The following is a 10965-nucleotide window of genomic DNA, read 5'->3' as shown; positions in this document are numbered from 1 at the left end:
CATGAGGTCCTCAGGTCTTCGGACTTCGAGGTCTTCACGGACGGTGAGCAGTAGGGAGTGCCGGGTGGGTCAGCCGGACATGCAGCCCGAGGGGCCGCCGCACGACGGGCGGGGCGGTGAGGAGGCGGCCGGGCCTCGGCCGGGCGACCTCACCGGGCGGACGTTTCCCCTCGGGGACTGGACGCTGCCCGCGGAACGGCTGGACGAGCTGTACCGGTGGGTGGAGCGGGGCGCGCTGGACACGGCGGCCCGGTACCTGGCGGACCGGACGTGGAAGCGGCGGAGCGCCGTCGCGTTGCGGGGCGGAGCCGCCGTGGGGGCTCTCGCCGGAGCGGCGCTGCCGCTGCTGGACATGTCCGGAGTGGCGGGCAGCGTCGCGCGCTGGGGGTACCTGGCGCTGCTGTTCGCGGTGGCGTGCGTGACCGCGGACCGGTACTTCGGGGTCACGTCCGGCTGGATGCGGGACGTGGCCACGGCGCAGGCCGTGCAGCGGCGGCTCCAGGTGCTCCAGTTCGACTGGGCGTCGGAGAGCGTGCGGGAAGTGCTGGGGCCGGCGGACGGGACTGCGAGCGAGGCGGCCGAGCGGTGTCTGCTGGTGCTGCGGCGGTTCTCCGAGGACGTGACGGAGCTCGTGCGGACGGAGACGGCGGACTGGATGGTGGACTTCCGGGCCGGGGCCGCGCCACCGGCCTTGCAGGCGGGGGCGTCCGGAGGGGGACGCCCGGAAGCAGGGGCAGGGGGGCCGGGACGGTTCTCGGTGTCGTCGAACGGGCCTCGGCCGAACATGCCCCGGCAGCGGCCCCCGGAGCCTCGGTGAGCCTGCGTGATGCCTCCGCCGGAGGAGTACCCCGGCCTCCAGTAGCCGGGGCGGTTACGGCTACTGGCGTCGATAGGTCAGCCTTTCGCCGTTGCTGGTGTTGGTGCGTTCCAGGGTGCCGTTCGGCAGGAGGGTGACCTGGGTGGGGTCGCCCGGTTTGCAGGAGGCGGCAGGGCCCACCGTCACCGTGGAGGGGCCGATGCTCAGGGGGCCGTCGGGGCCCGGGGCACTGGCCAGGTCGGCCTCGAAGACGCAGTGGTAGGAGCCGCCTCCGGCGGGGCCGTCGGCGACGAGGGACAGGACCGTGTCGCCCACCTCCCCCTGCTGGATGGTCAGCCGTCGGGGGTGGACGCCGGACGCGTTGTCGATGGTCGTCGCCCAGGTGCCCAGGTACGCCGTCGGGATCGTGCCGTCCTGGGGCGGCGACGAGCTGGGCGACGTCGGCCGGCCGGGCTCGGTCGTCGGCGCCGAGCCGTCCGTACCGGGCTCCGGGTCCTGGGGCACGCCGGCCGTGGCGGTACTGGTGGTCGTCCGGTCGTCGCCGGCCCGGTTGCCGCCGTCTCCGTCCCCGCTCATCAGGGCGTAGACCGACCCTCCGGCGCCCAGCGCGACGACCAGGGCGACCACGATCAGCAGCGCGGTGGAGCGGCCTCTTCGGGGCTGCTCGGGCGGCGGACCGTAGGGCTGCGTCCCGTAGGGCGGGGGTCCGTACGGCGGGGGCCCGTAGGGCGGGGTCGAGCCGCCGAGGTACGGCGGGTGGTGCCCGGGCGGCGGGCTCCAGGCCGGGGCGGGGGCGTAGCCGTGGGCGGGGGGCTGGGAGTGGGACTGGGGGTGCTGCGGGTGGCCGTGGTCGGGCGGGGGTGTCGGGGGACTTTGGCCCGCGACGAGTGTGGGGAGGTGGTTCAGCGGGGCGCCGCCGCTGCCCGGCTCGCGCGGTGGCGGCGGGCCGTCGTCCGGTGTCGCGGCGGCCGGTTCCCGCTCCGAAGAGGGGGCGGCGGATGGGGCGGCCGAGGGCGGGTTCGGGGCGTCCGGCTTCGGGCCGGCCCCCGCGGCGGTGCCCGCAACGGCGTCCGCCGCGGCCCCGCCCGCTCCCGGCGACTCCGGGTTCTCCGTGTCCAGCAGCCGCACCGCGTGCCGGCCGAGCTGGGCGACCAGCGCGCCGGGCAGCCAGGGGTCGCGGGAACGGCCGTCGGCGACCGTGTCCCGCGCGCCCGTGCGCTCCAGGACCTCGGCGAGGGCGGGGCGGGCGGCGGGGTCCTTCTTCAGGCAGTCACGTACGAGGTCGGCGATGCCCTCAGGCACACCGTCCAGGTCCGGCTCCTCCTGCGCGATGCGGAACATCAGGGCGTGCACGCCACTGTCGGCGGTGCCGAAGGGCAACGCGCCGGTGGCGGCGTAGGCGAGGATCGAACCCAGGCAGAAGACGTCGCACGCGGGCGTGACGCGGTCGCCGCGCACCTGCTCGGGCGCCATGAAACCGGGCGAGCCGACGAGCGCGCCGGTGCGGGTGAGCCCGCCGTCGGTGACCGTCTCCAGAGCCCGCGCGATACCGAAGTCGATGACCCGGGGGCCGTCGATGGTGACGAGCACGTTGGACGGCTTGAGGTCGCGGTGCACGATCCCGGCGGCGTGGATGTCCCGGAGCGCGTGGGCGAGGCCGGCCCCCAGGGTCCGTACCGAACGCTCCGGCAGGGCGCCGTGGTCGTGCCCGACGACCTGCTGGAGGCTGGGACCAGCGACGTACCCGGTGGCGACCCACGGGATGGCGGCCTCGGTGTCGGCGTCCAGCACGGGCGCCGTCCAGTACCCGCCGACCCGCCGCGCCGCCTGGACCTCCTGCCGGAACCGCGCCCGGAACTCCTCCCGCGCGGCCAGTTCCTCACGCACCAGCTTGACCGCGACCGTGCGTCCGCGGTCCGAGCGGGCCAGATAGACCTGGCCCATACCGCCCGCACCGAGCCGCGCCAACAGCCGGTAGCCGCCGATCTGCCGCGGGTCCCCGCCCCCGAGCTTCTCCATGTCGCGCCGCCTTCCCCCCGCACGTGAACCCACGTGAGCAACAGACCCAAGATAGTGCGGGGCGGCCGTGCGACGAGCCGGTCCGGTTCTACGGTTCCGTAACAGGCTGGTCACCGAGAGCGTCCAGCGCCTTCGACAGGCGTTCGAGTGCCTCGACCGCCGCGGTGAGTTCCGCCTCGGACCCGTAGGCCTCGGCCAGCCGGTCGGCGAGGGCGGCGTGCCCGGGACCGATGCGGGCGACGGCCGCGCGGCCCGCCCGGGTCGGCGCGAGGAGCTTGGCGCGGCGGTGGGCCGGGTTGGGCCGGTACTCGGCGAGGCCGCGTTCCACCAGGAGGTCGGCGATGCGCTGCACGCTCTGCCGGGTGATGCCCATCGCCCGCGCGACGCCGGAGACGGGCAGCGGCTCGCGCAGCACAGCGCCGAGCACCTGCCACCACGCCGCGGTGAGCCCGGCGGGGCGGGCCAGCTCCTCGGCCACCGCGAGGAACTGGCCGTTGAGCCTGAAGACGCCCAGCGCGCCGCGGCTGAGCAGGTCCTGACGCTCCCGGCTCACGCGACGCCCGCCTTCTCCAGCACGGCGTACGCCTGCGGGTCGGAGTCGTGGAACAGCCGGTACCAGGCGTCCAGCACCTCACCCTCGTACGCCCCGAGCAGCCCGAGGACCTCCCGGGCGAAGGCGACCGGCTCGGTGGGCCCGGCGGTGACCAGGCCGCCGCCGGTGACCGCGTCGGCCTCCACGTACCGCTCGCCGCCCGCGTAGCCGGTCGCCGCCAGGTAGAAGGAGACGGCACTGGTGTGCGCGCGGTCGTCGAGCAGGCCCTCGCGGGCCAGTCCGGCGGTGGCGCCGCAGATGGCGGCGACGGGCACCCCCGCGTCCAGGAAGGCACGGGCGGTACGGGCGAAGGGGGCGAGGTCGTCGCCCGCGTCCCAGAGGTCGGCGCCCGGGAGGACCAGCAGGGAGCTGTCCTCGGGGCGCAGGCCGGCCAGGGCCAGGTCCGGCTGGACGCGCAGACCGCCGACGCTCGTGACGGAGTCGGTGGTGGGGCCGACGGTGCGGACCGGGAACCCGGCGCGGGCCAGGTGAGCCGTCGCGTGGCCGGTCTCCCAGTCGGCCAGGGTGTCGTACACGGCGAGGTGGACGGGCTTGCGGATGCCGTTCATGAATCCTCCAGCGGGTGTGTTGTGCACGCGAGGCCGATGACAGTAGACTGTCATTTCGACAGTCTACTGTCAACAACTTCCGCCTCGGTCGCGTCCCGCACGCCCCGGCCCCGTCCCGCACGCTCCCACCTCGTCCCGCACACTCATGCCTCCTCCAGCACGCCCCCGCCCCGTCGACAACCTGTCGTGGAAAGCACCCGACCGCAGACAGGACGCCGATTCCGTTTCCGCATCGCGGACATCTACCCTCGGCCGCATGACCCCTCAGCCCCGCCCTCAGGCCGGCGCCGCCGTGAAGGCCGCGGACCGTGCGCACGTCTTCCACTCCTGGTCCGCACAGGAGCTCATCGACCCGCTCGCCGTCGCCGGCGCCGAGGGGTCGTACTTCTGGGACTACGAAGGCAAGCGCTACCTCGACTTCGCCAGCGGGCTCGTCTACACCAACATCGGCTACCAGCACCCCAAGGTCGTCGCCGCGATCCAGGAGCAGGCGGCGAGGATGACCACCTTCGCGCCCGCGTTCGCCATCGAGGCGCGCTCGGAGGCGGCGCGGCTGATCGCCGAGCGGACACCCGGCGACCTGGACAAGATCTTCTTCACCAACGCCGGCGCGGACGCCGTGGAGCACGCCGTGCGCATGGCCCGGCTGCACACCGGGCGGCCGAAGGTGCTGTCGGCGTACCGCTCGTACCACGGCGGCACCCAGCAGGCGATCAATCTCACCGGCGACCCGCGCCGCTGGGCCTCGGACAGCGGCACGGCCGGTGCCGTGCACTTCTGGGCGCCCTTCCTCTACCGCTCGCGCTTCTACGCCGAGACCGAGGAGCAGGAGTGCGCGCGGGCGCTGGAGCACCTGGAGACGACGATCGCCTTCGAGGGGCCCGGGACGATCGCCGCGATCATCCTGGAGACGATCCCGGGCACGGCGGGGATCATGACGCCCCCGGCCGGTTACCTGGCCGGGGTCCGCGAGATCTGCGACAAGTACGGGATCGTCTTCGTGCTCGACGAGGTCATGGCCGGGTTCGGACGGACCGGCACGTGGTTCGCGGCGGACCTGTACGACGTCGTGCCCGACCTGATGACCTTCGCCAAGGGCGTGAACTCGGGCTACGTCCCGCTGGGCGGCGTCGCGATCTCCGCGCGGATCGCCGAGACGTTCGCCGAACGGCCCTACCCCGGCGGGCTGACCTACTCCGGGCACCCGCTGGCCTGCGCCGCGGCCGTCGCCACGATCAACGTCATGGCGGAGGAGGGCATCGTCGAGCACGCCGCCCGGCTCGGGGCCGACGTCGTCGGACCGGCACTGCGGGAGCTGGCCGAGCGCCACCCGAGCGTGGGCGAGGTGCGCGGCACCGGCATGTTCTGGGCGCTGGAGCTGGTGCGGAACCGGGAGACCCGGGAGCCGCTCGTCCCCTACAACGCCGCCGGGCAGGCCGCCACGCCGATGTCCGCGTTCGCCGCCTCCGCCAAGGCGCACGGCGTATGGCCGTTCGTGAACATGAACCGGACCCACGTCGTGCCGCCGTGCAACATCTCCGAGGCCGAACTGAAAGAGGGCCTGGCGGTCCTGGACACGGCACTGTCCGTGGCGGACGAGTACACCGAGTGAGGGCCTGCCCACTCGCGGGCGGGGAGAGGGACCCGAGCGCGTAAGGTGTCGTGCTCGTACACGGTAGACATGTGTACGAGCACGCCACATACGTGTGGACGAACACGCCCGCATACGTGTGGACGAGTACGCCCGCAGACGCGTTGTGGACGAGCACTCCACCCGGACGCCATGAGGAGACGCCCGACCATGCCCGGCCCCAGCGGAACCGGCGCCGTCACGCGCAGCACCCTGCGGCAGCAGATCGCCGACGCGCTCCGCGACGAGGTGCTGGCCGGGCGGCTCCAGCCGGGGCAGGAGTTCACGGTCAAGGAGATCGCCGAGCAGTACGGGGTATCCGCGACGCCCGTGCGCGAGGCCCTGGTCGACCTGTCCGCGCAGGGGCTCCTCGACGCCGACCACCACCGCGGCTTCCGCGTGCACGAGTACTCGGTCGACGACTTCCGCGGCATGATCGAGGCCCGCGGCCTCGTCACCGACGGCATGTTCCTCGTCCTCATCGACGACCGCCGGGGCGGCCCCGATCCCGACGATCCGCGGATCGCCGCCGCCCTCGCCGGGGTCCGGCGGCGCGGCGAGGAGGCGCAGCGCGCCGCCGCGGCCGGCGACCTGACCATCCTCATCGGCTACGACCTGCGGTTCTGGCGCGAGCTGGCCGTCCTGTTCGGCAACCGGTACCTCTCCGACTTCCTGCACCGGCTGCGCGTGCAGAGCTGGGTGTGCACGGTTCAGCACCTGCGCCGGCTCAGCGATCTGCGCGGCGCGCTGTGGTGCGGGCACACCGAACTGGTCGACGCCCTCGCCCGCCGCGACGCCCCGCACGCGCGCTCGCTCGTCGACGCGTACAACGCCCACTCGCTCGCCCTCATCGAGCGGCTCGCCGGCGGATGACCGTGGGTACGCCGGGCGGATGACCAAGGCCCGTCGTGTCGTGGTCCGGCCCCAGATGGGTAGGGGAACTGCACGCAACGCGCACCGCCCACGAGCCGCCTGCACACCGACTACGCTTCCCTTCGCTGACCACTGCGCTGTGTGAGGAGCCCTCTTTTGGCCTGTGACCTGTGGCTGGTGCCGCTCGTCGACGTCTTGTGCCACACGCCGGACAACCCGTTCGCCGAAGAACTCGCGCAATACGACAAGGTGCTCGCCGAGGCCGGGCTGCCACCGGTGCCGGTGTACCAGTACATGCCGGGACTCTCCGGCGAAGTCGCCCCGGTGGCCGGCTTCGACTACGACGCGCTGCACTTCCTGCGCCGGTCGTACCTGCTCCAGGTGTGCGGGCTGCCGGTGACGCCGGTCGACGAACTCGGCGGCGACTACGAGCAGTTGCTGGAGATGTTCGAGGCAACGGCCCAGCAGTCGCACCTGGTCTGGCACTACGACCACGCGGGCGCCTACATCCCTGTCGACTTCCCGCACCCGCTTTCCAGTGACGAACTCCTGGCAGGCGGCGGCCCGTTGGGATCCTCGCGCGCCCTGCTGCGGGAGCTGGAGGCCGTGGCCCCGGCCCTGGGCATCGACCCGGCCAACCCCCCGGCACCACCGCGGCCGCCACTCGCCCCGACCGAACTGGAGGAGCCGGCCGTGCCCGCACCGTACGACTCCAGTCCCTTCGCCCGGGAGCGCCATGTATGGCTGGGCCTGCACACGGCGGCCACGCGGAGCCTGGCGCAGGGCTCGATGATCGTCTTCAGCTGAGCCGGGAAAGGCCCTTCCGCAGGTCCTCCGCGTTCATGATCGGGGAGATCTCGACCTCGGCGTTCAGCTGGGTGAAGAACGGCTCACCGGTGGGCGGCAGCTCCGAGCTGTCCTGCATGTCGAAGACCATGAGGGCCGTCCGCCGGCCGCCGAGGGGGCCGAAGTAGGCGGCTTCCGGCTCGAGGTGGTCGAGCGTCCGGTTGATCAGTTCGGGCAACTTGCCGCTGCGGATGGCCTCGTTCGCCTTCTCCGTGTCCAGCGTCGCCCTGAGCAGCACGCGCATCGCACTCACCTTCTCCGCTTCCTCTGCTGACGCGGCGTGTACGACCTCAGCTTATGCCCGCGATGTCCAGTTTGTTCAGGCGTTCCGGTTCCGCTATCACATCGATGCCGGTGATGAGACCGTCGTCCGCGAAGGTGAAGCGGAGCACCACGCGCAGCCGGCCGTTCTCGGCCATCGCCATGCCCGCCCGGCCGTCGACCAGGACGACACCGGCGGACCTGGCCCGGCCCATCGAGGCCATCGCTCCCCTGGCCACCTGCTCCACACCGCTGACGGCGAAGGGCTCGGGCGTCGGGACGACCGCCGCGTCGGCACGCAGGACGACGTCCGGGTGGAGCAGGGCGACCAGCGCGTCGAACTCGCCGCAGCGCGTGGCCGCCAGATACGCGTCGACCGCGCGGCGCCGGCGGGGCAGGTCGGCGTCGGGCGCGGGGACGCCCCGGACCCTGCGGCGGGCGCGACTGGCCAGCTGGCGGGTGGCCGCGGGCGTCTTCTCGAGCATCGCGGCGATGTCGTCGAAGGGCACGTCGAACATGTCGTGCAGGACGAACGCGAGCCGTTCCGCGGGGCCCAGGGTGTCCAGGACGATCAGCAGCGCGATACCGACGGACTCGGCGAGCTGCGCCTCCTCCTCCGGATCGGCGACGGAGGGCCCGCCGGGCAGCGGGGCCCCACCGGCCGGCCCGCGGTCCGTCCCGTCGTCCAACGGCTCCTCGCGACGCGTGTCCCGGGCGCGGAGCAGGTTGAGGCAGACCCGGGCCACGACCGTGGTGAGCCAGCCGGAAGGGTTCTCCACGTCGGAGGTGTCCGCACGGTCGGCACGCAGCCAGGCGTCCTGCAGGGCGTCATCGGCCTCGCCGAGAGAGCCGAGGATCCGGTACGCGACCGCCCGCAGCCGGGGCCGGTCCTGCTCGAACTGCCGGGCCACCGCGTCGGACCGGCCGTCGGACCGGCCATCCGGTCGGCCGTCGGAGCGGCTGACAGGGCGGCTGGCAGGGCTGCCGTCGGAGCGGCTGTCGGATGGTCCGGGCACCGTACGGCTTCCTTCCGCGTCCTTGGTCGCACGGGCCTGGAGCCGCCCGAGTCACCCAAGTGAACCACCTCGGACGAACGCGAGCCCCCAGCCGGCGCTCATCGGATCAGGCAGATCCCCGGCGGCCACAGCACCCCGTCCGCCGGCAGCAGGGACGGCCCCAGATGTACGGCGCACACCCGCAGCGGCACCCGCAGATGCCGGGCGACCTCGAAGCGCGCCGGGTCACCGCAGGCCCCGGCGTCGGTCTCACCGCCGTACGGGCCCTGACAGGACGCGGCACGGTCACGCCCGAACGTGCCCCCGCTCTCACGGTCGGTCGTGCCTCGATCCGACCCCACGCCGCACGCCGGCGCCCGGCGAAGGGAGCCGAACGGCTACAGGACGGTGGCGTCGCCCAGGCCGACGCACTTCCGCTCCTGCTGGATCCACTTCACGGCGGGATCCAGCGTGGCGAGGATGCCGCCCACTTCCTCGCGCGGACCGGAGTACGTGAACTCCACGGCCGGTGAGCGGCCGTACGTCCGCAGGACACTCACGCCGTCGCGCTCCAGCCGCTCCTCGTCCAGGACCCAGTCGACGCCGTCGGCCGTGACACAGAGGTTGATGTTCGGCGGCAGTTCCTCGGCGCCGCAGCGGAACACCGCCTTCTGGCCGCCCCAGGAGGCGACGCCGTCACCGAGGGCCCAGTCGCGCGACGCGCCGGGTATGTCGTCCGGGAGGCGGGAGACGACCTTGTCGCACTTGGCGTCGTCCGCGTGCGGGGCGGCGGAGACGCGGTGGCTGTCGACGTAGAGGAGGCCTCCGGTCACGGCGACGACCGCCACGGTCAGCCAGATCCACATCCGGGTGGTGGGCTTCCGCATGTTCCGATCCGATCCGCTCCGCGCTGTCCGTCCGCTGCCGCTGCCGGCACCAGTCAGCGTATCCGTCCATGGAAAACCGGCGGCCGGGACCCCGCTCGGGGTCCCGGCCGCCGGTGTCGGCCGCTGGTGTCGGCCCGTGGTTCTCTACAGGAACGAGTTGATCTCGATCGTCTCGTCCCGGCCCGGACCCACGCCGATCGCGGAGATCGGGGCGCCGGACATCTCCTCCAGCGCCTTGACGTACGCCTGGGCGTTCTTCGGCAGCTCGGCGAAGGTCTTCGCCTTGCTGATGTCCTCGCTCCAGCCCGGCAGCATCTCGTAGACCGGCTTCGCGTGGTGGAAGTCGGACTGCGAGTACGGCAGCTCCTCGACGCGCTTGCCGTCGATCTCGTACGCCACGCAGACCGGGATCTGCTCCCAGCCGGTCAGGACGTCGAGCTTGGTGAGGAAGAAGTCGGTGAGGCCGTTGACCCGGGTCGCGTAACGGGCGATCACCGCGTCGAACCAGCCGCAGCGGCGGTCGCGGCCGGTCGTCACACCACGCTCGCCGCCGATGCGGCGCAGCGCCTCGCCGTCCTCGTCGAAGAGCTCGGTCGGGAACGGACCCGCGCCGACACGGGTCGTGTACGCCTTGAGGATGCCGATGACCCGGCTGATCTTCGTCGGGCCCACGCCGGCGCCGGTGCAGGCGCCGCCCGCGGTCGGGTTCGACGAGGTGACGAAGGGGTACGTGCCGTGGTCGATGTCCAGCAGCGTGCCCTGACCGCCCTCGAAGAGGACCACCTTGTCGTCGTCCAGGGCCTGGTTGAGGACCAGGACGGTGTCGGCCACGTACGGCGCGAGCTTGTCCGCGTAGCCCAGCAGCTCCTCGACCACCTGGCCGACGGCGATGGCGCGCCGGTTGTAGAGCTTGGTGAGCATCTGGTTCTTGGCGTCGAGGGCCGCCTCGACCTTCTGGGTGAGGATCGACTCGTCGTAGAGGTCCTGGACGCGGATGCCCACACGGTTGATCTTGTCGGCGTAGGTCGGGCCGATACCGCGCCCGGTGGTGCCGATCTTGCGCTTGCCGAGGAAGCGTTCCGTCACCTTGTCGACGGTCACGTTGTACGGCGTGATGATGTGGGCGTTTCCGCTGATCAGGAGCTTGGACGTGTCGACGCCACGCTCGTTCAGCCCGCTCAGCTCGGAGAACAGGACCGACGGGTCGACAACGACGCCGTTACCGATGACCGGCGTACAACCGGGAGACAGGATTCCGGAAGGGAGCAGGTGGAGGGCGTACTTCTGGTCGCCCACGACTACCGTGTGGCCGGCGTTGTTGCCGCCCTGGTAGCGCACCACATAGTCGACGGAACCACCGAGCAGGTCCGTCGCCTTTCCCTTGCCTTCGTCACCCCACTGAGCACCGAGCAGCACAAGTGCGGGCACGCGCGTACACCCCTTCCGGGCGGGGCATGTCCATGGTCGAGGGCGTAC

General features: G+C 72.6%; 12 protein-coding genes. 4 read left to right on the top strand and 8 right to left on the bottom strand.

Going from position 1 to position 10965, the window contains the following annotated elements; translation table 11 throughout:
* Positions 1 to 64: 64 nt before the first annotated feature.
* Positions 65 to 817 carry an SLATT domain-containing protein gene (locus ABEA26_RS08945; protein ID WP_345590811.1) on the top strand — a complete coding sequence of 251 codons (753 nt, stop codon included), beginning with the start codon at positions 65 to 67 and terminating at the stop codon, positions 815 to 817.
* A gap of 60 nt (positions 818 to 877) precedes the next feature.
* On the opposite strand, the gene ABEA26_RS08940 is transcribed toward ABEA26_RS08945, so the two are convergent.
* From ABEA26_RS08940 to ABEA26_RS08930, 3 genes are all read right to left on the bottom strand, one after another.
* Complete coding sequence (locus ABEA26_RS08940) at positions 878 to 2836, bottom strand: serine/threonine-protein kinase (RefSeq protein WP_345590809.1); 1959 nt, start codon at positions 2834 to 2836, stop codon at positions 878 to 880.
* A gap of 88 nt (positions 2837 to 2924) precedes the next feature.
* Complete coding sequence (locus ABEA26_RS08935; RefSeq protein WP_345590807.1) at positions 2925 to 3389, bottom strand: MarR family winged helix-turn-helix transcriptional regulator; 465 nt, start codon at positions 3387 to 3389, stop codon at positions 2925 to 2927.
* Complete coding sequence (locus ABEA26_RS08930; RefSeq protein ID WP_345590805.1) at positions 3386 to 3997, bottom strand: DJ-1/PfpI family protein; 612 nt, start codon at positions 3995 to 3997, stop codon at positions 3386 to 3388. The genes ABEA26_RS08935 and ABEA26_RS08930 overlap by 4 nt, the downstream gene beginning before the upstream one ends.
* A gap of 256 nt (positions 3998 to 4253) precedes the next feature.
* On the opposite strand from ABEA26_RS08930, the gene ABEA26_RS08925 reads away from it, so the two are divergent.
* From ABEA26_RS08925 to ABEA26_RS08915, 3 genes are all read left to right on the top strand, one after another.
* Positions 4254 to 5609: an aspartate aminotransferase family protein gene (locus ABEA26_RS08925; protein ID WP_345590803.1), complete on the top strand. Its 1356-nt coding sequence runs from the start codon at positions 4254 to 4256 to the stop codon at positions 5607 to 5609.
* Positions 5610 to 5798: 189 nt separating this feature from the next.
* Complete coding sequence (locus ABEA26_RS08920; RefSeq protein WP_345590801.1) at positions 5799 to 6500, top strand: GntR family transcriptional regulator; 702 nt, start codon at positions 5799 to 5801, stop codon at positions 6498 to 6500.
* A 156-nt stretch (positions 6501 to 6656) separates the two neighbouring features.
* Positions 6657 to 7307: a hypothetical protein gene (locus tag ABEA26_RS08915; protein ID WP_345590800.1), complete on the top strand. Its 651-nt coding sequence runs from the start codon at positions 6657 to 6659 to the stop codon at positions 7305 to 7307.
* Here the strand turns inward: ABEA26_RS08915 and ABEA26_RS08910 are convergent.
* The 5 genes from ABEA26_RS08910 to ABEA26_RS08890 form a co-directional block, all read right to left on the bottom strand.
* Positions 7300 to 7590, bottom strand: a complete 291-nt coding sequence (locus ABEA26_RS08910) for a hypothetical protein (RefSeq protein WP_345590817.1) — start codon at positions 7588 to 7590, stop codon at positions 7300 to 7302. The genes ABEA26_RS08915 and ABEA26_RS08910 overlap by 8 nt on opposite strands.
* A gap of 46 nt (positions 7591 to 7636) precedes the next feature.
* Positions 7637 to 8518: a sigma-70 family RNA polymerase sigma factor gene (locus tag ABEA26_RS08905; protein ID WP_345590816.1), complete on the bottom strand. Its 882-nt coding sequence runs from the start codon at positions 8516 to 8518 to the stop codon at positions 7637 to 7639.
* 203 nt (positions 8519 to 8721) lie between these two features.
* Positions 8722 to 8964 carry a hypothetical protein gene (locus ABEA26_RS08900; RefSeq protein WP_345590798.1) on the bottom strand — a complete coding sequence of 81 codons (243 nt, stop codon included), beginning with the start codon at positions 8962 to 8964 and terminating at the stop codon, positions 8722 to 8724.
* Positions 8965 to 9000: 36 nt separating this feature from the next.
* Positions 9001 to 9489 carry a DUF3515 family protein gene (locus ABEA26_RS08895; RefSeq protein WP_345590796.1) on the bottom strand — a complete coding sequence of 163 codons (489 nt, stop codon included), beginning with the start codon at positions 9487 to 9489 and terminating at the stop codon, positions 9001 to 9003.
* 144 nt (positions 9490 to 9633) lie between these two features.
* Positions 9634 to 10917 (bottom strand): adenylosuccinate synthase, encoded by a 1284-nt coding sequence (locus tag ABEA26_RS08890; RefSeq protein WP_345590795.1) that lies wholly within the window; start codon positions 10915 to 10917, stop codon positions 9634 to 9636.
* Between the last annotated feature and the right edge of the window lie 48 nt (positions 10918 to 10965).

The organism is Streptomyces marokkonensis (assembly GCF_039539045.1).
Taxonomy (GTDB): Bacteria; Actinomycetota; Actinomycetes; order Streptomycetales; family Streptomycetaceae; genus Streptomyces; species Streptomyces marokkonensis.
This window is presented reverse-complemented; position numbering and strand designations above follow the sequence as displayed.